Annotated in this window: 10 protein-coding genes and 1 tRNA gene; 7 read left to right on the forward strand and 4 right to left on the reverse strand. The window is 67.1% G+C overall.

Annotated features, from left to right (window positions below; all coding sequences use genetic code 11):
* Positions 1-34: 34 nt before the first annotated feature.
* Positions 35-1,033 (reverse strand): Bug family tripartite tricarboxylate transporter substrate binding protein, encoded by a 999-nt coding sequence (locus AACH06_RS00315; protein WP_341423591.1) that lies wholly within the window; start codon positions 1,031-1,033, stop codon positions 35-37.
* A 95-nt stretch (positions 1,034-1,128) separates the two neighbouring features.
* Here AACH06_RS00315 and AACH06_RS00320 point away from each other — a divergent pair, with 95 nt between their 5' ends.
* Positions 1,129-1,782, forward strand: a complete 654-nt coding sequence (locus tag AACH06_RS00320; RefSeq protein ID WP_341423592.1) for a UPF0149 family protein — start codon at positions 1,129-1,131, stop codon at positions 1,780-1,782.
* On the opposite strand, the gene AACH06_RS00325 is transcribed toward AACH06_RS00320, so the two are convergent.
* From AACH06_RS00325 to AACH06_RS00335, 3 genes are all read right to left on the reverse strand, one after another.
* Complete coding sequence (locus AACH06_RS00325) at positions 1,773-3,044, reverse strand: MFS transporter (RefSeq protein ID WP_341423593.1); 1,272 nt, start codon at positions 3,042-3,044, stop codon at positions 1,773-1,775. The genes AACH06_RS00320 and AACH06_RS00325 overlap by 10 nt on opposite strands.
* Positions 3,045-3,089: 45 nt before the next feature.
* Positions 3,090-3,815 (reverse strand): hypothetical protein, encoded by a 726-nt coding sequence (locus AACH06_RS00330; protein ID WP_341423594.1) that lies wholly within the window; start codon positions 3,813-3,815, stop codon positions 3,090-3,092.
* Positions 3,816-4,259: 444 nt separating this feature from the next.
* A tRNA-Thr gene (locus tag AACH06_RS00335) sits at positions 4,260-4,335 on the reverse strand.
* Positions 4,336-4,436: 101 nt separating this feature from the next.
* Here AACH06_RS00335 and rfaE1 point away from each other — a divergent pair.
* The 6 genes from rfaE1 (at position 4,437) to AACH06_RS00365 (ending at position 23,253) form a co-directional block, all read left to right on the forward strand.
* On the forward strand, positions 4,437-5,438 hold the full coding sequence (gene rfaE1, locus AACH06_RS00340) for a D-glycero-beta-D-manno-heptose-7-phosphate kinase (RefSeq protein WP_341423595.1): 1,002 nt from the start codon (positions 4,437-4,439) through the stop codon (positions 5,436-5,438).
* Entirely contained in the window at positions 5,426-6,505 is a 1,080-nt protein-coding gene (gene rfaD / locus AACH06_RS00345) for an ADP-glyceromanno-heptose 6-epimerase (RefSeq protein WP_341423596.1), read from the forward strand. Before rfaE1 ends, rfaD begins: the two co-directional genes overlap by 13 nt.
* A gap of 103 nt (positions 6,506-6,608) precedes the next feature.
* Positions 6,609-7,157 (forward strand): ECF-type sigma factor, encoded by a 549-nt coding sequence (locus AACH06_RS00350; protein WP_341423597.1) that lies wholly within the window; start codon positions 6,609-6,611, stop codon positions 7,155-7,157.
* Between the two features lie 45 nt (positions 7,158-7,202).
* Positions 7,203-9,908, forward strand: coding sequence for a protein kinase domain-containing protein (locus AACH06_RS00355; protein WP_341423598.1), 2,706 nt, complete (start codon positions 7,203-7,205; stop codon positions 9,906-9,908).
* A 97-nt stretch (positions 9,909-10,005) separates the two neighbouring features.
* Complete coding sequence (locus tag AACH06_RS00360; RefSeq protein WP_341423599.1) at positions 10,006-17,544, forward strand: SpvB/TcaC N-terminal domain-containing protein; 7,539 nt, start codon at positions 10,006-10,008, stop codon at positions 17,542-17,544.
* A gap of 99 nt (positions 17,545-17,643) precedes the next feature.
* Positions 17,644-23,253, forward strand: coding sequence for a Tc toxin subunit A-related protein (locus AACH06_RS00365; protein ID WP_341423600.1), 5,610 nt, complete (start codon positions 17,644-17,646; stop codon positions 23,251-23,253).
* The last annotated feature ends 222 nt before the right edge of the window (positions 23,254-23,475 follow it).

A 23,475-nucleotide genomic window follows, 5' to 3' on the forward strand; every position in this document is an offset into this window, starting at 1 on the left:
CGGCGCGGGCTCACGGCCTCAGGGCCTCAGGGCCTCACTGAGGCACGAAGCCGGTGGCCTTGATGATCTTGGCCCAGACGGCGGTGTAGGCGCGCTCACGCTGGCCCAATTGCTCGCCACTCATGTGGCCTACCGTCAGGCCCATGCCGGTGAGCCGGTCGTGCACGGCGGGTTTGGCCAACACCTTGGCCAGCGCGCCCGAGACCTGGTCGAGCACCGGCTTGGGCGTGCCGGCCGGCGCGAACACGCCGTAGTAGGGCACGTCTTCGAAGCCGGCGAGGCCCAGCTCGGCGAAGGTGGGCACATCGGGCAGGGCGGGTTGCCGCGACCCGCCCAGCACTGCCACGATGCGCAGCTTGCCGCTCTTGTGGTTCTCGATGAAATCGGGCACCGATCCCACGCCGGCGGCGATCTGGTTGCCCAGCATGTCGGCCATCATCGGCGCGCTGCCGCGGTACGGTGCCGCCACCAGGTCGAGCTTGTATTTCTCGCCCACCAGCTTGACGAGGAACTCGGGCACCGAGGCTGGCGCGGGCACGCCCACGGCACCCTTGCCGCCGCCGCTGGACTTGACCCAGCCCACATAGTCGTTGAACGACTTCGCCGGCGTGCCGCCCGAGACGGCGAAGGCGTTGACGAAGGTGGCGAAGCCCGCCACCGGCACAAAGTCGACGGCCGGGTCGAAGCCGGGCGTCTTGACCACCTGGGGCAGGATGGAAATCGAATGGTCGTGGCTCAGGAACAGTGTGGTGCCGTCCGGCGCGGCGCTCTTCAGCGCCTGCGCCGCCAACTGGCCGCCTGCACCGGGCTTGTTCTCGACGATCACGGTGGCGCCGAGCTCATCCTTCAGGTGCTCGGCCAGCACCCGCGCGATGGCGTCGGTGCCGCCACCCGGCGGAAAGCCGACCAGGATCTTCACGGTCTTGCCGTTCAGCGGCTGCTGGGCGTCAGACGGGAAGGCGAAGGCGGTGGCGGCCAGCGCCAGAGTGGCCATCAGGCCCTGGCGGCGCGTGAAACGGGAAAGGCGGAACATGGACAAGCTTCTCCTCGCAAGCGAAGCCGGCAGCGTAACCGAGACCGCCGGGCTGCGCGCAAGCGGGCCGGGCTGCGCCACAATCGGCGCCCACCATGAATTACCCCCAATTCGACCGCGCCTCGAACAACTCGCCCCTCAGCGATGACGAGCTGGAAGCCTTCGATGAGTTGCTGCAGCAGCTGCCCACCGATGGCGTGATGAACCTCGAGGGCGTCGACGGCTACCTCACGGCGATGCTGCTGGGCCCGCCGGAGTGGCTCGATGCCTGGCCGACGGCCGATTGGCTGCCCCTGGTGTGGGGCGGCGACGGCCCGAACGGCGAGCCCTTTGCCAGCGGCCGCCAGCGCAAGCGCGCCACCTTGTTCGTGCTGCGTCACTTGCAGTCCATCGCCTGCCTGCTGCGTGATCAGCCCCGGCTCTGGGAGCCCCTGTTCAGCATCGTCGAAGCCGATGGAGGCTCAGAGGGTGACGAGTGGATCGACGCGCAGGACTGGTGCACCGGCTTCCTGCAGGCCATCGATCTGCAGCCCGAAGCGTGGGCCACCTGGCGTGCCGATGAGGCGCTGGGCCCGGTGCTGAAGACCATCGCCCTCCTGGGCGGCGACGATGAGCCCGAGCCGGGCAGCGATGAGGCACAAGCCCTGGACGACCCGGCCGCGCGCGACGAGATGGCGCGCGAGGTGGTCGAAGGCGTGCTGGCGATGCATGCGCGCCGCTACGGCGCGGTCAAGCCCGCTCAGAGCTGATCGGCAGGCAACGGCCGGCGGCACCACCAGGTGCTGAACGCTGCCGCCAGTCCGAGCACACCGGCCGACACCGCCAGTGCGCTACGGGCGCCCCACCAGGTGGCGGCCAGGCCGCCGCCCAGAGCGCCGGCCAGCGTCACCCATTGGCTGATGCTGCGCAGGCTGGCGTCCACGCGGGCCAGCCGATCGGGCGGCGCGGCGGTCTGGCGCCAGGTGGCATCGTGCACATGGCGCAGCGTGTGGCCGGCGTCCCCCACGCATTGGTGCAGCGCGAGCATCACCAACGCACCCCACCCCGTGCCAGTCGCCCCTGGCACGCAGGCAGCGCCCAGCGCCATCGCCGCCAGGCCGATCGTCATCGCCCGGCCAGCGCCCCAGCGGCGGCCCAGCCAAGGCGCCAGTGCGGCACCCGCCACGGCGCCGAGGCCGCCGAGCGCGAACACCATGCCCAGCGGGCCGGGCGCCAGGCCCAGGTCACGCGAGACATAGATCATGTAGCTCGTGCCGGCCAGGCTCATCGCCAAGGCGGTGAGCGCTTCGATGACCGCCAGGCCGCGCAGCGCCGGGTGGCCCCACAGCGTGGAGAAGCCCGTCCGCAGGTCTGACAGCCCACGCCAGCCGGTGCGCGAGCGCGTGGTGCCATCGGCCACGGGAACGGCAGCCGGTGAGGGCGCCGCCTCGTTCACCCGGCGCAGGCACCAGGCTGAGCCGAGGTAGCTCAGCCCATCGGCCGCCAGGGCGGCCACCGCCCCCAACCCTTGGTACAGCCAGCCGCCAGCGGCGAAGGCCAGCGCTTCCACCAGGCTGCCGGTGGCCGAAAGGGCCGCATTGCGACTTGCGAGCGCTGCCGGGTCGCTTGACCGCGCCATCCAGGCCGAACGCGCCAGCTCGAAGCCCATGCCGCACAGGCCGCTCATGGCGGCTGCCAGCGCCAACATCCACCACTGCAGCCAGCCGGCGGCCGCCAAGGCGGCCAGGCTGCCCAGCAGCAGGGCGCGAACGAAGTCGGTCACCAGCATCACCCGCCGTGCGGGTTGCCTGTCCACCCAGCCGCCGAGCCAGAGGGCGCCCGCAGCGCCGGCTGCGACATCCGCCACCACCAGCCAACCCATCTGAAACGGCGTGGCTTGCAGTGACAGGGTGGCGAACCACGGGATCGCCAGCCGGCTGAGCATGCTGCCGAGGTTCGAGATGGCTTCGGCCGCCAACACGCGCCGGAACGCGGTGGGGCCGGAGAAGGCGTTGAGGCTGGCGGGCACCATGGGGCCCGCAGTATCGGTGGATCCCCGGCGGCCGGCCGGCGGGTGCTACTCGGGCGTCGTCAGCCCGGCCTGCCACGCCGTGATCGCGCTGGCGAAGACGGAGGTGCCGGCCAGCGCACGGCCATCGGCGGCCTGGCGCACCCACGCCAGCGTGTCGTGGTGGCTGCCCGGGATGAGGTCTTGCGAACGCTCTTTCAGCAGCCAGGCATGCAAGCGCCCGTAGGCTTCGGGGTGGCGCTGCTGCGTCCACGCCAGCCCCACGAGGTCGCCAAAGCCCTCTTCGCGGCGGGTGGCCTTCATCTGGAGGTAGGCGCTGCGCAACTCGGGCTTCAGCCCCTGCGGCTCGACGGCGCTGAAGCCGGCAGGCAAGCCCATCCAAGCACCATCGAGGTAGCGTCGGCAGTGCCCCAGCTCATGCGCGGCCATCAGTTCGAGCGCCGCGCCTTGCAGATCAGTCGGCAGGCGCGCCAGCGTGGCCTCGGCTTCGGGGTTGCCGCGCATCGACAGCATCAGTTTGCAGCGGCCGTCGACGAAGCCGAGCGCCAGCGGCGCCTGGCCTGGTGTGGGCTGAGGCTGCACCACGATGTCCAGCGGGATCTGGCTTTTCTCGGCAAATTCGATCACCGGCCAGGCACCCTTAAGCCAGCGCATCTCGGTGTCGGTGAGCTCGGCCGCACCAGCGGCACCCACCATTCCCAGCAGGAGCGCGAGCACACGGCGCGGGGTGGGGCGGGCCAACGCCCCGAGAACATCCAGGAAATGGGCAAACACGATGCGGCTCCTCGGTTGAAGCCGTCTTCGTCACGTGGCGTGGGCTGCTTAAGCGGAAAAAACAGGCGGAAGGGTCCAGGGCGTGTTCACACTACGGAGCCCCGATGCGTTGCCACCAGAACCGGTCGAGCGCAAGGCGCAAAACGAAGCCGGGGTGCGGCCCCGGCGAGGCTTTGCAACGCCGCGGGCGGCTGGTTCTGGTGGCAACCCTTTGGGAACGGGCCGTCCAGGTCGCATGGCGGCGTTGCCCGCCTTGCCCAGGCACCAGCCTGGGCGGCGTCGGGCGCCTTGCCCTGCATCCCTGGACAACCCGTTCGCACGGGGCTGCAGAGTGTGAACACGCCCTCGTGTTTGCCGGGTACGACTCCGCTGCCGTTTGGGTGGTGGGCGCCCCAAAGCAAACGTGCCCGCAAACTCAGAAAGCTTGCGGGCACGTAGCGGTATTGGTGCCGGTGAAGAGAGTCGAACTCCCGACCTTCGCATTACGAATGCGCTGCTCTACCAACTGAGCTACACCGGCGAAAGCGTGGATTCTAGCAGAGGTTTTGGGCAGCAATTGAACCCCGAGGCCTGCTCTTTTTCGCGGCTTGGGGGCGCGGGGGCGATGGGAACATCGCCGGCGTGGACATCAGCCAACAGATTCTCGTCGTCGGTGACGCGATGCTCGACCGCTATTGGGACGGCAGCGTGGACCGGATCTCTCCTGAGGCGCCAGTGCCGGTGCTGCGGGTCACGCGGCGCTACGACAGGGCGGGCGGGGCGGCCAACGTCGCCTTGAACCTGGCCGCGCTGGGCGCCCGGGTCACGCTGTTGACGCTGGCGGGCCGCGACGAAGCGGGTGATGCGCTGGAGCGGATCCTGCGGGAGGCGGGCGTTCGGCTGGAGCGCGTGGCCGACCCGGCCTACCCGACGATCCAGAAGATCCGTTGCGTTTCGCGGCAGCACCAGATGCTGCGCGCCGATTTCGAGAGCCCGCCGTTGCCCGGCATGCTCGAAGCGCTGGCCAAGCGCTACGCGGCCTTGCTGAACCAGCACGACCTGGTGGTGTTGTCGGACTATGCCAAGGGCGCGTTGTCGCATTGCGAATACCTCATCGAGCGGGCGCGCGGCGATGGCAAGCCGGTGCTGGTCGACCCGAAGGGGCTGGACTGGTCGCGCTATGCCGGGGCCACGTTGGTGAAACCCAATCTGGGCGAGTTCAAGGCCGTGGCCGGCACCTGGGCCGACGACGCGGCCTTCGCGCGTCTGGCGGTGGCGCTGCGCAAGCGCTTTGGCTGGACCTATCTGCTCGTGACGCAGGGCGAGGCCGGCATGACGATGTTCAACGGCCGTGGCATGGTGCACGAGCCCGCGCGGGTGCGAGAGGTGTTCGACGTCAGCGGAGCCGGCGACACGGTGCTGGCCACGCTCGCCTGGCGCATGTCCGCGGGCGACGATGCCTTCGAGGCGATGCGCTGGGCGAACCGGGCCGCGGGCCTGGTGGTGGCGAAGTTCGGCACGTCGACCGTGCCGCGCGATGAACTGCTGGCCTCGATGCGCGAAGCGGGTCCGGCGCCTGCGCCCACACCGCTGCCCCGGCGCAACGGCCCAGCGCGCGATCGCAGCGAATCATGCGTGTCGTAGTCACCGGCGCCGCCGGCTTCATCGGCAGCAACCTCGTGCATGCGCTGAATGCGCGTGGCATCGATGACGTGATCGCGGTGGACGACCTCACCCAGGGGCACCAGTTTCGCAACTTGGTAGGCACGCAGCTGTCGGGTTATGTCGATCTGGACGAGTTCTATGCGCGCTTCGAGCGCGGCGAGTTCGGCCGCGTCGACGCGGTGCTGCATCAGGGCGCCTGCTCGGACACGATGGTGCATGACGGCAAGCTGATGATGGCGCGCAACTACGAGTGCTCGCGCCGCTTGCTGGCGGCCTGCTTGCGACACGGCACGCGGCTGATCTACGCATCGTCCGCCGCCGTGTACGGGGGCTCGCGCCAGTTTGTGGAGGCGCCGGAGCACGAGCGGCCGTTGAATGTGTACGGCTGGTCGAAGCTGGTGTTCGACCAGACGGTGCGCCGCGAGCTGGCTGCCATGCCGCAGCGCGGCACGTTGCAGGTGGCGGGGCTGCGCTACTTCAATGTCTATGGGCCGCGCGAGCAGCACAAGGGCCGCATGGCGTCGGTGGCCTTCCACCACTTTGGCCAGTTCCAGAGCCAGGGCCATGTGGCCCTGTTCGGTGAGTACGACGGCTACGGCCCTGGCGCCCACGAGCGCGATTTCGTGTGGGTGGGCGATGTTGTCGATGTGAACCTGTGGCTGCTGGAACACGCGGGCGCCAGCGGCATCTTCAACGTGGGCTCCGGGCGTGCCGAGCCGTTCAATGCGGTGGCGGCGGCCATGCTCAACAGGTGCCGCGCGGCAGGTGGTGAGCCACCTCTGGGCTTGTCGGCACTGGTGGAGTCGGGTCAGCTCCGGTACACCCCCTTCCCCGAGGCACTTCGCGGCCACTACCAAAGCCATACTCAGGCCGACCTGCGTGCACTGCGCAAGGCCGGCTACACGCGGACGATGACCAATGTCTCGACCGGCGTAGCGCTGTACGCCCAGTGGTTGATGAACCCCCGCGATGGCTTGCCGGCCGTGTGGGCGCCGGTGGCATCAGCCCTGGCCGCAGCGGCCTCGCACTCCAGCCACAGTCTCTGACCCCAGAATCCATTGACACGCGACACCCGTCATCCCCCCAAAGTGGGATGGCTCGCCCGCCGTTCATCCGCGACATTCGCGGCTTCGCCCTCCGGCCAGGAACATGAACGACAGCGACATCGACATCGTCCGCAGCGTGGCCCCACCGACCCACGATCCTCGGTTCGCGAGTCTGTACGCTGAGCTGCATCGGGTGGCGCACCGCGAGGCCCGCCGTTACGGCGGGATCAGCGAGTTGAGCGCGACCACGGTGCTTCATGAGGCCTACCTGAATCTATCTCAGCGAGGCCCTGTCGAGTTTCGCGATCAGGCGCATTTCATCGCCTACGCCGCACGCGTGATGCGGGGGCTGGTGATCGACCAGGCGAGGGCGAGAGGCGCGATCAAGCGAGGCGGTCAGGCGCACATCACCGTGCTCGACGCCGAGACGGCCGAAGAAATGGCCGATCCCCAGTCGCTGCAAAGCATCAGCGATGCGCTCGACGACCTGGCCCGCCTGGAGCCTGATCTGGCGCACATCGTCGACCTGCGCTTTTTCTGCGGGTTCACGATGGATGAGATTGCCGCGCAACGTGGCGCCTCGGTGCGTACCGTGCAACGGCAGTGGGACAAGGCCAGGGCGCTGCTGTACCGGGCCATGACCACCGACTGATCACTTCCGGCCGGCGCAACCCAGCGCCAGCGAATGGGACACGCCATGAACCTGCCGGACCGACAGCGCTGGCAATTGCTGAGTCCGCTGCTCGATGAGTTGCTGGATGCTTCCCCCGAGCGGCGCGCGCTGCGCCTGGCCGAGCTGAGCGCCGAACAGCCGGCGCTGGCGGAGGAACTCGTCAGCCTGCTCGGTTCGCAGCAGCAGGCAGACGACGCCCGGTTCCTCGATGGGACTGCAGGGGCACCCACATCCACGCTCGCGGGCCAGCGGCTGGGCCCCTACACGCTGGTGGCGCCGCTGGGCCAAGGTGGAACGGGCAGCGTCTGGCGGGCCGCACGCCACGACGGACGATTTGACGCGCAGGTGGCCATCAAGCTGCTGCATCTGTCATTGGTGGGGCACGCTGCCGCGCAGCGGTTTCGCCGCGAAGGCCTGATCCTCGCGCGCCTGACGCACCCGAACATCGCGCGCTTGCTGGACGCTGGGGTCAGCGAAAGCGGCCAGCCCTACCTCGTTCTCGAATGGGTCGACGGCGAGCGCCTCGACCAATACTGCGACAGCAAGCGCCTGACCTTTCAGCAGCGCCTGGTCTTGCTCGACGAGGTGCTCAAGGCGGTGTCGCATGCGCACAGCCACCTCGTCATTCATCGCGATCTGAAGCCGACGAACATCCTGGTCGACCGCGAGGGGCGGGTCAAGCTGCTGGACTTCGGCATCGGCAAGATCCTGGAAGCGGAAGAGTGGCGTGCGGGCGCCACGGCGATCACCCGCGAGGTCGGAGGCCAATCGCTCACGCCGGAGTACGCCGCACCGGAGCAATGGAGCGGCGAACCCGCCACGACGGCCACCGATGTCTATGCGCTGGGCGTTCTGATGTACCGCCTGCTGTGCGGGCAGCATCCCACCGCCGCGGAGGGTGCCTCTATTCAGCAGATCATGCGCTCGACGCTCGAGACCGAGCCCGCCGTTCTGTCGAGCCACGCCACCGCCGAGCAGGCCGCACTGCGTGGCACCACGGCGGGCGCGCTCTCGCGCGGCTTGCGAAGCGACCTGTCCAACATCGCTGCCAAAGCGCTGGCCAAGCTGCCGTCGCAGCGCTACGCAACGGTCGATGCGTTCGCCGAAGATCTGAGGCGGTATCGCGACCACGAGCCCGTCGTGGCGCAGCGTCGCTCCTGGATCTATCGGTGGGGCAAGTTCGCGCGGCGCCATCGCGTGGCGGTCGGGGCCGCCTCGCTCAGCACGATGGCGATCCTGGCCGGCCTCGTCGGCACCGTGTCGCAGGCGCGTGTGGCCGAGAAGGAGCGTGATCGTGCATTGAGCCAGCTGGAGCAGACGGAGGCCGTGGAAGAGTTCCTGGCCTTCTTGGTGTCCAGCACATCGAACAAGCCCGTCAGCGCCATCGAGCTGCTCGAACGGGCCCGCGGCTTCGCCAATGCGCAGCTGGGTGACAACCCCGCGGTCACAGCGCGTTTGCAACTGGATCTGGCCGGGATCTACAGCGAGCTCGAGATGAGCGAAGCGACCGCCGAGGCGCTGGCGCGCGCCAGCACCGCCGCCCAGCAGTCCGGCGACCTGGCCCTGCAGCTTCAAGCGGAATGTGCCCAGGCTTCCGAGATCGGCATCGAGACAGACGCGGATCGCGCTGCCGCGCGCTTCGAGCGTGCGATGGACATGCTGAAGCAGAACCATGGCGATGCCGTGGGGTTGGCTTTCTGCCATCACCTGCGCGCCATGCGGGCGTTCGAGCTGGGCGACAACCGGCTCGCGCTGGCGGACGAACGCGAAGCGCTGAGGCTGATGGAGGGCGCACGCTCCAGCACCCGATCGCTGCAGATCGCGATGCGCCAGGGCGTGGCGGGAGCGCTGGCGAAGACAGGTGACATCGCCGGTGCCCTGCAGGAAATCCAGGCCGCCATCGATGCGACGGCGGCCATGGGGCGATCGCATTCGATCCGGATGCTGACCTTCCGCAACAACCAAGGCGTGCTGCTCGCGCGTGCCGGCAACCCGATGAAGGCCCTGGCGGCCTTCGACAGTGCGCTGGAAGACCTGCACGACGGCGAATCGGGCGGGGGCGCACCGGCGCTGGCCAACCGCGCCCGCGCCTTGCTGGACATGGGTCGCTATGACGAAGCGCAGGCCTCACTGGACAAAAGCCTGGCCTTGTCCGCACAGCTTGGCGACGAGCGAAGCCCGCCGTTCTCGATCACCATCTTCGGTTGGTGCCCGCCGGGTGAACTGCGCGCTTGCGAGCGCCGCATCGAGTCTGCCCGCGATGCGCTGGCCGGCTTCCTGCCGCCACACCATCCCTCGCTCGCCTATGCCGATGTCAACCACGCACGCATGCTGCTGGAAGCGGGCGAGGCCCAGCGTGCCAAGCCGCTGCTTGAGCGCGCGCTGTCGATCTACGGCGAGCCGAAGCGAGGCGAGCAGGGCCGAATCCGGGCGCTGGGCATGCTGTCGTTGGCCGAGCTTCAACTGGGTCACACACCCATCGCCCTGGCCCACGCCGAGCAGGCGGTGCAGCAGGCGCGGTCGGCTCTGCAGGGCTTCGACCACAGCGAGTGGCTGGGTGGCGCGTTGCTGGCGCAGGGGCGCGCGATGCGCGCCGCAGGGGACGCGCGCGCCGAGCCGACGCTGAAAGAAGCGCTGGCGCAGCTCGAGCCGACGGCGGGTGAGCGTGCGCCTTCCGTTCTCGAAGCCAAGGCGCTGTTGACTGCGCTGCAGACGGATGCTTCGAAGTAACGATTGGTAATCCTTGGCAGAACGCTGCCGCCACTTGCGATTAGCAAGGTGGGCGGCGCGCTTCGAGACGCCGCCCTCGATCACTCAAGGGGGCGCGATGAAACAGCAACAGACAGGGGGCGGTGCGTCCGAGGCGACGATCTCGCTGCCCAAGGGCGGCGGTGCGATCAAGGGCATCGGCGAAACCTTCCAGGCCAATCCTTTCAACGGCACCGTCAACCACAGCGTTCCGCTGGCCCTGTCGCCCGGTCGCCAGGGCTTTGGGCCTCAACTGGCACTGGAGTACAGCAGCGGCCATGGCAACGGCCCCTTTGGCCTGGGATGGCAGCTGTCGCTGCCGCGGATCACCCGTAAGACGGAAAAAGGGCTGCCGCGGTACGACGACAGCGACGTGTTCGTCATGTCGGGCGCGCAGGATCTGGTGCGGTGTCTGCAGCAGGTGGTCGATCCCGACGGTGGTGAGCCCCGATGGTTGGCGCGAGAGCCCATCGAGCGCGGCGAACACCGGGTGTATCTCTACCGACCCCGGGTCGAAGGGCTGTTCGCCCGGATCGAGCGCTGGGTTCATGGCGACACGGGCCGAGTGCATTGGCGCACGATCACCAAGGACAACGTCACCAGCGTATACGGCGCGTCGCCGGCGGCCTGCCTGAGCGACCCCGGCGACGAGCGGCGCATCTACGAATGGCTGCTGGAGGAGACGTTCGATGGCGTCGGCAACCACATGCTCTTCGAGTACGCGGCCGACGACGTGGCGCTCTACACCGGTCCCGACGAGGTGCGCCGCCTGCCTGAGGTGTTCGAGCAGGGTCGCGTGGCGACCCAGCGCTATCTGCGGCGCGTGTACTACGGCAATCTGCCCGAGCCCCTGGTGGATGCGCAGGGCCAGCCGATCACCTATCCCGGTGGGACGCCGGTCGGCCCTCTGCGGCGCGGTCGACGCTACGCCTTCGAGGTGGTGTTCGACTACGGCGATTGGGACAGCCCCACTTGCCTGCCGCACCCTGAGCCTTTGCCCGAAGGGCAACCCGAGCTCTTCGGGCTCGATGCCCGGACGTCGTCGAGCGGCCGGCTGGCCCCCACCCGCAGCGATCGCTTCTCGCACTACCGCGCAGGTTTCGACATTCGAACCTTGCGTCGTTGCCGGCGGGTGATGATGTTCCATCACTTCGCCGAGCTGGCCGCGCCCACGCTGGTCAGGTCGACCGATTTCAGCTATCGGACGGACATCGGCACCCAGGCCTCGCTGCTGGGCTCGGTGACCGTGACCGGCTACGACCGCGACAGCGCGGGCGAATACCGCTCGGCGAGCATGCCGCCGGTGGAGTTCGACTATTCGACCTTCGAACCCGCTGCGCAGAAGTACCAGTCGCTCAAGGCGCTGGGCGGGCAGATGCCGCCGATGTCGCTCAGGGCTCCGCATACGGCGCTGGTCGACCTTTTTGGCGACGGCCTGCCCGACGTGCTGCACACCGGCTCCGATGGCTTTCGCTATTGGAGAAACCTGGGCAACGGTGTGCTGGACCGGCCGCGGCTGCTGGCCCAAGTGCCGGCGGGGCTGACCTTGGAAAGCGCTGGCGTCGGCTTCGGTGACATGAGTGGCAACGGCATCGCCGATCTGCTGGTCAACACCGGCTCATTGCCTGGCTTCTTCGAGACGACCGCCGAAGGCGCCTGGCAACGCTTCACACCCTACGAGACTGTTCCGGGCTTTCTGCCGCAGGATCCCAATCTGCGGATGCTGGACTTGACCGGCGATGGCCGAGCCGATGCGCTGCTGACGCGGGATCAGCAGTTCCTGTGGTTCGAATGCCTTGGCGAAAAGGGCTTCGGCCCGGCGCAGGCGGTGCCCCGAAGCCACGACCTGTCGCAGTTCCCGGATGTGTTCTTCGACGACCCCAGCGGCCGGGTTCGCCTGGCCGACATGACCGGCGATGGCCTCAGCGACATCGTGCTGGTGCATGAGGGGCGCATCGACTACTGGCCCAACCTGGGCTACGGTCGATTCGGGCCGCGTGTGACGATGGCGCGGGCCCCGCGGCTGGGGCCGAGCTTCGACCCCAGACGCTTGATGTTCGCCGACCTGAACGGCACCGGCTGCGCCGACCTGGTGTATGTGGACCACCAACGGGTGCACTTCTGGTTCAACCAGTCTGGCAATGCCTGGAGCGATCAGCAGACGATCCATGGCACGCCCCGGACCACCGATGCCAGTGCGGTGGAGTTCGCCGATGTCTACGGAACGGGCACCGCCACGCTTCTGTGGAGCCACGACGCGGTGGATGCGGGCGACGGGAACTACAAGGCGCTCGATTTCTGCGGTGGCGTGAAGCCCTATGTGCTGGTGGGCGTGGACAACCACATGGGCTCGACCACGCGCGTCACCCACGGCACATCGACCCGCCATTGGCTGAGAGACCGGGACGAAGGCCGCCCCTGGCTGACGACCCTGCCATTTCCCGTGCAGGTCGTCGACAAGGTCGAGTCGATCGATCACATCAGCCGCACCCACCAGGTCACGACCTATCTGTACCACCACGGCCACTACGATGGCCGCGAGCGCGAGTTCTGCGGCTTTGGGCGTGTGGACCAGGTCGACAGCGCGTCGTTCGAAGAATTCCTTCGAACCGAGACCCTCGACGGCGACCTGCCTTTCACCAACGACGATCCCGCGTTCCATGCGCCGCCGGTGGAGACGCGAAGCTGGTTCCACACCGGCGCCTACCTGGAACACGAGGGACGGGATCTCAGCCATGGTCTGAAGCTGGAGTACTACCGGCTGGACGACCAGGCCACGCCACTGGACGACCACGATGTCGAAACGGGCGAGACCCCGTTCGAAGCGTTCCGGGCATTGCGCGGCGCTCGCCTGCGCAGCGAGACCTATGCGCGTGACGGCAGCGCGAAGGCGATCCACCCGTACCAGGTCAGCGAAAGCCGCCACCGGGTCACCTCCTTGCAGCCGCGGTCTGACAGCCACCACGCCGTGTACTTCAGCCACTCACTCGAGACGCTGAGCATCCAGTACGAGCGCAACCCCGCCGATCCGCGTGTCGCCCACCAAATGACCTTGTCGGTCGACGCCTATGGCAACCCGCTGAAGGCCTTGAGCATTGCATACGGCCGCCGGCAGGCCGACTCGGCCCTGCCCAGCGACGCGGACCGCGAGCAGCAAGCCCGGACCTTCATCACCTTCGCCGAGTCCCGCTACACCCAGGCCATTGACGATGCACACAACAAGCCGGATGTACACCGCGGCCCCATGCTGTGCGAAAGCCTCCACCACGAGTTGACCGGCTTTGTGCCGCTGATCCCCGGTGCGCCGCGGTTCACCCATGCCGAATGGATCGCCGACGACTTCGCGCGCATCGACGGTGCCGTGAGCCTCGCCTATGAAGAGCTGGCGGATGGGGCCACCCCGCAGAAGCGCCTGATCGAGCACACCCGCCAGCGCTATCGCAGCGACGACCTCCGCAGCGTGCTGCCGCCGGGGCAGGTCGAGCCGCTCGCCTTGCCGGGCGAGAGCCTGAAACTGGCTTTCACCCGGGGCTTGATCGACGGCGTCTATGGCGATCGGGTGGACTCTGCCGCGTTGCGGGATGCGGGATACGTTCAAGAGGAGGGGGAAGACGGCTGGTGGATCCCTTCCGGACGAGTCTTCTATTCGCCCCAGGCGGGCGACTCGCCCGAGGATGAACGGGCCTATGCGCAGCGGCACTTTTTTGTGGCCGTGCGCAGCGTCGACGCCTTCGGCCACACGACGACCACCCTCTGCGATCCCTGCGTGATGTCGCCTGTCGAGCAGGTGGACGCGCTGGGCAACCGCAGCAGGGCGGAGCTGGACTACCGCGTGCTCCAGCCGCGCCTGCTGACCGACCCGAACGGCAACCGCAGCGCGGTGGCCTTCGACACGCTGGGCCTGGTGGCCGGCACGGCCCTGATGGGCAAGCCCGGTGAGAGCGTGGGCGACAGCCTGGACGAGTTCCAGCCGAACCTGTCGCCTTCCCAGCTCGCCGCCTTCCTGGCCGACCCACTGGCCGAGGCCGCCTCGCTGGTGGGCTCTGTCACCACGCGCATCGTGTACGACCTGGCGCGCTTCCAGCGAGAGGGCCAGCCTGTGCTCGCCGCGGTGGTGGCACGCGAGACCCATGCGAGCGAGGCCCTTCCGGATGGCGGCTTGAAGGTGCAGGTCAGTTTGAGCTACTCGGACGGTGCCGGACGAGAGATCCAGAAGAAGGTGCCCGCCGAGCCGGGACCGCTCGTGGAGGGCGGCCCGGTGGTCGATCGCCGTTGGATCGGCAGTGGCTGGACGGTTCTGGACAACAAGGGCCATCCCGTCAAGAAATTCGAGCCCTTCTTTGATGACGCCCACGACTTCCGTTTCGATCAGCGCGTGGGGGTGAGTTCGTCGCTCTTCTACGATCCGCTGGCGAGGGTGGTGGCCACATTGCACCCGAACCATGGCTGGGAAAAGGTGGTGTTCGATCCGTGGGGGCAAGCCACCTGGGACGTCAATGACACCTGCCTCATCGAGGACCCGTCCGAAGACCCAGACGTGGGCGTCTTCTTCCGCCGCCTCAGCATCGCCGACTACCTGCCGAGCTGGTTCACGCAGCGGCAAGGCGGCCAACTGGGAGAGGCCGAGCAGCAGGCCGCCCAGAAGACCGCGGTCCACGCCAACACACCGAGCGTCGTTCATGCCGATTCGCTCGGCCGGCCCTTCCTGACCCTGGCCCACAACCGATTCGAGCGCGATGGCGTGGTGACGGACGAGACGCATGCCAGCCGCGTGGTGCTCGACATCGAGGGCAACCCACGGCAGGTGCAAGACGCGCTGGACCGGGTCGTCATGCGCTACCGCTTCGACATGCTGGGCCGGCGCCTGCATCAGGCCAGCATGGAGGCGGGCGAGCGCTGGGCGTTGGTGGATGTGGCCGGGCAACCGGCGCTGGCGTGGGACAGCCGCGGCCATCGCTTTCGCACGGTCTTCGATCCGCTTCGGCGTCCTCGGGCCCTGTTCCTGCAGGACAACGGAGCCACCGAACGGTTGATCGGCCGCACGGTCTATGGTGAAGAAGCCTCGGATGCGGCAGAGCGCAACCTTCGTGGCCAGGTCTACCAGCACTTCGATCAAGCGGGCGTCGCCACCAACGAGGCCTTCGATTTCAAAGGCAATCTGCTGGTGTCCCATCGGCAACTGGCGGCCGACTACAAGACGGTGTTGGACTGGTCGGGTTCGCCGTCGCTCGACGGCGACGTCTTCACGATCCGCTCGACCTACGATGCGCTCAACCGACCGGTGGTGCAGACCGCGCCGGATGGCAGCCAGACCCGCGCGCAGTTCAACATCGCGGGCTTGCTGGAGGCGGTGTCGGTCCAGGCGAATGGCGCCACCGTGCCGACCCCCTTCGTCAGCGACATCGGCCGCGACGCCAAGGGCCAGCGCACGTACATTCTCTATGGGAATGGCCTGCGCACCGAGTGCGGCTACGACCCCCTGACCTTCAGGCTGCAGAGGTGCCAGACGCTGCGCGGCAGCGACAGGCTGCAAGACCTGGCCTACACCTACGACCCGGCCGGCAACATCACCCACATCGAAGACGCGGCACAGCAAACGGCCTTCTTCCGAAACCAGGTGGTCACGCCCAGCGCGGACTTCGTCTATGACGCGGTCTATCGCCTGCTGGCTGCCGAAGGCCGCGAGCACATTGGCCAGGTCTCGCAGCCCGAGACGAGCTGGAACGATGCGTTCCGCGTCAACCTGCCGCATCCCCACGATGGGCAGGCGATGCGCCGGTATGTCGAAAGGTACACATACGACGCGGCCGGCAATTTCCTGCAGCTGAACCATCAGGCGGCCAACGGCAACTGGACGCGCCAGTACCGGTACGAAGAGGCCAGCCTGCTGGAGCCGATGCAGGTGAGCAACCGCCTGAGCAGCGTCCAGATCGGCGGGCGGGAGGCCGAGCGCTTTCCCTGCGATGCGCACGGCAACATCACGGCCATGTCCCACCTGAGCCTGATGGACTGGGATTTCCACGACCGGCTCCGACGCGTCGACCTGGGGGGTGGGGGAACGGGCTACTACGTCTACGACGCCTCAGGCCAGCGGGTGCGCAAGGTCGTCGAGAAGAACGGCGGCAACCTCATCGAAGAACGCATCACGCTCGGTGGGTTCGAGGTCTTTCGCCGTCGCGGTGCTGCGGGCGAGGTGTCTCTTGAACGGCAGACCCTGCACGTGATGGACGACCAGCGGCGCATCGCGCTGATCGAGACCCGAACGGTGGGCAGCGAGATCGAAGTGCCTGCGCAGCTGACCCGCTACCAGCTGACCAATCACCTGGGCTCGGCATCGCTGGAGGCCGACGCGGACGGCCAGATCATCACCTACGAGGAGTACTACCCCTATGGCGGCACCTCATACCAGGCCGGCCGCAGTGCGACCGAAGTGAGCCTGAAGCGGTACCGCTACACCGGCATGGAGCGCGACGAGGAAACCGGCCTGAGCTATCACAGTGCGCGCTACTACGCGCCGTGGTTGGGGAGGTGGGTGAGTTGCGATCCGATTGGCGTAAATGGCGGCACAAACCTCTACGGATACAGCGGCTCCGATCCGATTGGAATGACCGACGTTGGCGGCCATTCTCCCGCCAAGCCCGAGGCAGTTGCCGAAGACACATACCGGAAAGAACTGAAGGGTAAATGGGAAAAGGTCGGACCCGTGGTCGACATCACGCCTGATAAGCACGTCTATGCCAACGGTGTTGACGCTCATGTGGTCGTGGGGCAGGGAAAGAGCGCGGTGAACGTGATTGGCGACAACAAGCATTCCAATGCGCCGGGAAAGAGCGGCCCGTCCAAGAGTTACGGCAAAGGTGCGGAGTCCCTGGAAAATGCGGCGAGGCAGGACCACCGCCAAGTCGTAAGGAACATTCGGGACGCACGCCGTGCCAATGCCGTAGACCCGGAGACCGCCTATTACGCCATTGAAGGCGCCAAGGACGGTTTGGTGCTCAAGGATATTGGTATCTCCGGCTATAACACTCAGGTGTCAGCCAAGACGCTGAGGGACACCCAAGCGTCCGTGACCAAGTTCGATCAGTTCGCGGACGCCGCCGCGCATCGTCAGTCGCTGGACATCAAAAGGGCGCTTTCGGGATCACACTCGTCGGCTCGAACGCCCGATATTCCGCATTCAGGCCACCCGCCCCACGCACCGAACGCGCCCGGCGGCAAGCACGCTGGAAAGGTGATTGCGTTGGCCATTGCTCTATATGTCCTTATGGATACGGGTGATGTCTATGCGGCTGCGCAGACGGCCAATCCACTGGCCGAAACGACTGATGCGGTGAAGAGTGGTTCTGCTGGCGCGTCCAACGTGGTCGCTTCTCTTGCGCGTGATTTGTACGGGCTTACCGTAATAGGCACCGCACATCTTCTGGTCGCGGACCAAATATTCATGAAGAAGCCCCCGTTTCTTTATGACGCGCGGTTGGCGAGCAAGGCACTGGCGGAGGGGCGGAATCCCTTCTGCGCACAGTGCCACGGGCCTGGCGGAGCACTGGACCCCAACAACAACTGGAATCGGGCGCGAGCGTTCGAAATCAGGTTTCAGGCGCTTTCTTCATTCAAGTGAACCCTCGGCCGGCCGGCCAAAACGACCGCCGCGCGCCAGCTCGGCCGAGCCTCCTCTTCGCGGCAAGCCATTTCCATTCATTTTTTCAGGGATTCTCAAATGACAAGCAAGATCACGAAATTCGACGAGGCTGATATACCGACTGACTCCGGCGTTCCGTCGAAGCCTGGCCACGCATCCGAGAACGGCACAGCCCAGCACTCCGAAGTTCGGCCCGCGCGTCGGCGTGGTGTCGCCGCCAAGTCGGGCGTGGCAGGCCGATTGGTTCCGCCCAAGAAGTTCCTTAAGCCGAGGGTGGATGCCGCGGTGCCTGCGCTGTCGTCCGGCACGCTGGTGGTGACTGGAACCGCCACTTGCGAATGGTTTGGTGAGGTCGACGGCGACGGTGAGGCCGATGAAACCATCACTGCCGTCGATGTCTCGTTGAGTTCAGGAACCTTTCTGTCCGCCGAGCCCACCGGGCCGATCGGTACGCCGTGGACGAGCTGGAAAGCCACGGCGTTCAATGTTCCCGATGGCACCTACGGCGTCGTGGCCAAGGTGTTCGCCAGTGGCGCGGGATACCAACCGGGCACCGGTTCAGATTCGGGATCCGTCGTCGTGGACAACACGCCACCCATCCTCACGGTGAATGCGGTGCCCGATGTCTTGTCGCCTCCGTATGTGGCGCAACTCACCGGTCGTGCCAGCGACCTGTTGGCAGGTGTCGCGGCTGTCGAATGGCAGTACGGCGACGGCGGTTTCAACCTGGCGAGCAGCAGCAACGGGTGGGCCGACTGGTCGGCCGCTGTGCCAGTGCAAGCACGCATGGGTACTCATCTGATCGTCGTGAGGGCGCGAGATGGGTTGGGGCATGAGACGCTGAGTACGGTGTCGGTCGTCGTGGGTGAGCAAGTCAAGCCCGCGGTCGACATCGTCGCCCCGGCCGAAGACGGCCCAGGCATCCCGCTGGTGAACGGCGTCGCGAAGGTGGACGTTCTGGGCACCGCGTCAGATGCCTCCGGCATCGCGATGGTGGAATGGGCGTTGGACGACGGCGCGTTCACTGCGGCGGTTCCGAAGGCGCCGGGGGATTGGTCCACCTGGAGCGCGTTGGTTCAGGTTGACGAAGTCGGTGTCCACCATTTGACGGTGCGAGCCACGGACACGGCCACCCCGGTGCCGAACATCACCTTGGTGGACCGCGCCTTCGTCGTGGCCCAGCCGTTCGAGCCCGCCGATCCCGATGCGGTGTTCAGCCCTGCGGCGTATCTGGACGACCTGCTCGAGTTCGCAGCGCACCGCGCCAAGACCGGCCCCGACGGCGATCTGATCACCCGCGAACTGCTGGTCGAGACCTGTCTGCAGCCCTTCGCCGAGCTGGTTTTGCCGGCCAACCGGGCGGTGGCCAACCAAGCGGCCAGCCAGGTTCGCCTGTGCATCGATGTGCTGCGCCGCTACATGGCCCGACACGCATCCACCCTGCCGGCTGCCGACGAGGCGGCCTATCGTCAGGCGGCGTATGTCGCGTTGTTGCGCGGGCTGGGTACCTCGCACGAAGAGATCCGGCTTTCGCGGGTGGCGGAAGACGCCACGCGCCAGTCGCTGGCGGCCCGTCTGGGCATCGGGCTGTCGGGCCCCAGGCCGGACCGACTGGACCAGTTGCTGTTGCAGGCGACGGACCTCACCGAAGAGGCCTTGAAGACCCTCTTCGGCCTGGAGTCGACAGCCACCAAGCCACTGATCGACAGCCTGATGCCCGATCCGCTGATGCTGTTGTGGCAGAAAGAGCAGTTGCGCACCGTGTGGCGGCAGCAGGACGACGCGGCCCGCTCGGTGTTCGACCTGCCGGCGCCTGTCATCGATCCCGACCTGCTGAGCGTGCAGGATCTGCGCAGCGCCACGGAAGGCGACCCGGCGTTCGACCTGTGGACGGCGCGCCGTGCCGCGCTGGCGGCGTTCGTCGCCGGGCTGGACACCTCGCGCCGCGCGCAGCCCACGCAGCAGTCGGGATTCGATCGCATCGTCGGCGACGTTCTGGGGTCGGTAGACGATCTGGTCGCGCTGGACGAGGCGCGTCGTCGTGGCGAGGCCGTGGAAGAGGCGATTCGTACCTTGATGCTGACACCGACGGCTTTCCTGCACCTGATGCGCGTGCGGGAGCTGGCGGTAGCCGATGCCGTGCTCGATGCGGAATGGGGCGACATCTACGACATCCTCGCGCAAGTCGACAAGCTTGGGCGTTATGCCACCTGGCGCAGTGAAGAGCAGGAGGCCCGGCTCATCCTCGGCCCGGACGCTTTCACGCTGGCCGATGCGGTGGCGGCCAGGCCGCCGGCGCTGAACCCCTGGCGCGCCACGGCCCAGGCGCGTCAATCGTGGCTGCGAACGCTGGATGCGCGCATGCAGCAAGAGTCCACCCTCAGGCAGGCGATGCAATCGGTGGTGGAGTCGGCCGAGGAGCAGGCGCTGCCGCTGCTGCGCCAAGCCTGCATCGTGGCCATCGCGGGTGAACGCGATGCCGACGTCATCGCTGACCAGCTCACCCAGGAGTTGGGCATCGACTGCAAGGACACCGGGCACCAGCGAACCACCCGCGCGCTGCAATCGCTGGCCACGCTGCAAGAGGTGTTGCTGTCGCTGCGCACCGGCCGGCTCAAGACCGAGCCCCCTGTGCTCGGCACGGCCAACCCCGCGGCCCAGTGGGAGCTGGCGCTCATCGAAGACCATGACCACCCCGAGAACAACTACACCGAGTCTGATTTCGATGAAGAGTGGCTCTGGATGGGGGGCTACGCCACCTGGAACGCAGCCATTCGGGTGTTCGCCTACCCTGAGAGCTACCTGTTGCCCGAGCTCCGGCCGGTGTCTTCGGCCCCGACCAATGCCCGGCTGTCGTCGGAGCAGACCGATGCCTTCGGCGAATTCCTGCGCGACCTGCGGGACCGGCCCCGCGTCACGCCCCAGCAGGCGCGCGATCTGGCAGAGAAATACTTCGCCGCCGTCAAGACCGAGCCCGTCAGGGGCGGCTTCCCGGACGCACTGAAAGACGTGGTCATCACGGACCAGCTCACCGATGTGCAGCTCGCCGCGAGACGGCGATGGGTGACGGACCTGGTGATGGACCCCACCGCCAACTACTACCAGGAGATCTTCTACTTCGTGCCGATGGCTTTGGCCATGCAACTGCAGAAGTCGGGCCAATACCTCGCGGCACTGGACTGGATCGAGACCGTCTACACCGACCATTTCAGCCGGGGGGAACGCAAAATCTATCGGGGCCTGGTGCTGGAAGAGACCATGCCGACGCGCTACCAGCGCAACCTGAACGATTGGCTCCGGGTGGGCCTCAATCCCCACCAGATCGCGGCCAAGGACCGGGCCAACGCGTACACCCGCTTCACGCTCATGACACTGGTGCGCTGCTACCTGGACTTCGCCGACGCCGAGTTCACGCGAGACGATGGCGAATCGGTGGCGCGGGCCCGCGCGCTGTACACGTCGGCGTTGTCTCTGCTGGCCCTGCCGGAGATGCAACCACCCACCCAGGACGATCAGAAGTCGCCATTCCCGCCCAACCCGGTGCCGCATGCGCTGCAGTTGCGCGCACAGCTCAATCTGTTCAAGTTGCGCAGTGGGCGAAACATTGCCGGCATGGAGCGCGAGGCGCCGCCGATCGTCCAGCCCTCGCTGAACTTCGACCGCCTGCCGTCGGCCAGCGAGATGCAGCGGCACTTTCGCCCGACGCCGTACCACTACAACGTGCTCATCGAACGGGCGAAGAACCTGGTCAGCATCGCGCAGCAGGTGGAACAGGCCTACCTGGCGGCACTCGAGAAGCGCGACGCCGAGACCTACAGCCTGCTCAAGGCGGGGCATGATCTGGCGCTGGCCAATGCCGCACTGGATCTGAAAAACCTGCAGGTCGTTGAAGCCGACCAGAGCATGGACGTGTCTCGTCGACAGTACGACCGCGCGGCCGTACAGCGCGACACGTACCAAGGCTGGCTCGACGAGGGCTTGAATGTTTGGGAGCACGCGACGATCGGCAGCTACCTGTTGGCAGGTTCGATGGGTGTGGCGCTCGCTGGGGCCGATGCGACGCTGGCCACGGCCCAGGCCATGAACAACGCGCTGTCGGCGCCCTATGGGCCGGACAAGGGCTTGGCCATGGCCTCGGCCGGGCAGGTGGCGGTCGCCGCGTCTGCGACCGCGACGCTGAAAGCAGTGCAGGCGGCGGCCGAGTCTTCGGCGCAGATCAGCTCGGCCACGGCGAGCTTCGAGCGTCGCAGCCAGGAGTGGCGGCTGCAGCGCCGTCTCGCCGACCAGGACATGGCGATCAGTTCGCAGCAGGTGGTGGTGGCGCAAACCCACGCCGACATCGCTCGACAGGAGTCGTTCATCGCGCAAACCCAGCGCGACCACGCGGATGCGACCGTGCAGTTCCTGAACAACAAGTTCACCAGTGCCGAGCTGTACGCCTGGATGAGCGGCATCCTCGGGGGCGCTTACAGCTATTTCCTGCAACAGGCCACGGCGATGGCGCAGTTGGCCCAGTATCAGCTGGCCTTCGAGCGACAGGAGTCTCCACCGTCCTTCATCAAGGCCGACTACTGGGAGGCGAGCGACGAAACATCTCCCGCCAATGGCCAGACGCCGGCGGACCGTCGTGGCATGACGGGCTCGGTGCGCTTGTTGCAGGACATCACGCGCCTGGACCAGTTCGCATTCGAATCCAACAAGCGCAAGCTGCAGTTGATCGAGACGTTCTCGCTGGCGCAGTTGTTCCCGTTGGAGTTCCAGCGATTCCGCGAAACCGGACGCCTGCCGTTCGCGACGCCGATGTCGTTGTTCGACAGTGGCTTCCCGGGCCACTATCTGCGGCTGATTTCTCGCATCAGCCTGTCGATGGTGGCGCTCGTGCCGCCGCGGCGCGGCGTGCGGGCCACCTTGATCGCCTCGGGAATATCGCGCGTCGTGACGGGAGGCGATACGTTCCAGACAGTCACCGTGCGGCGAGACCCCGAGCTGATCGCCTTCACCTCCACCAACAGTGCCACCGGCTTGCTGGATCTGCAGCCCGACCAGGGCATGTTGCGTCCGTTCGAAAGCATGGGCGTCGACACGAGCTGGGAACTGCAGCTGCCCAAGGCCGCCAACCCCTTCGACTTCGCTGCGATTTCGGATGTGCTGTTCACCGTGGAGTACACCGCGCTGCAAGACTTCACGTACCGCCAGCAGATCATTCAGCAGATGGACGACCTGCAAAGCACGGACAAGGTGGTGAGCATTCGCGATCAGTTCGCTGATCAGTGGTACGCGCTGCACAACCCCGAGCGCGAAGCCACGCCGATGACGGTGAGCTTCACGCTCGGCCGTGAGAGCTTTCCTCCCAATGTCGACGAGTTGCGCATTCAGCAGGTGATGTTCGCGGTGGCCCGGGCCGACGGCGGGACGTTCGAGCTGGGCAACACGCGCCTGCTGCTGACCCCGGAAGGCGAGACGCTGCCGGTGGGGGGCGCTGTCGAAGGCACGTTGGAGGGGGTCGTCAGCACGCGCCGCGGCAATGGCAGCGCGTGGGTGCCGATGATCGGCAAGTCGCCTGCCGGTCAATGGCAGTTGACGCTGCCCGACACCGAGGAGATGCGCCATCGGTTCCGCAACGAAGAGATCGACGACCTCCTGGTCGTCCTGACCTGCGAGGGCCGCACGCCCGCTTGGCCGCTGTAGATCTTGCGACGAACTGGAGGGTGGCATCCCACACCTCCGACCGGTGGGCAGGGCGGAATCCCACACTTATGACCCGCGGGCAGGGCGGAAAACCGCCCGGTTTGCTGACCCTGCCCGCCCTTGCGCGCCGAATCACAGGCGTCTGGGCCTATGGCAGCGCTGTCATCGGCCGTGTTCGTCGGTGCTTACCCGAGGTGGCGCTGCGGTGGCATGCGCTGTGCT

Source organism: Ideonella lacteola (genome assembly GCF_038066555.1).
Taxonomy (GTDB): Bacteria; Pseudomonadota; Gammaproteobacteria; order Burkholderiales; family Burkholderiaceae_C; genus Ideonella; species Ideonella lacteola.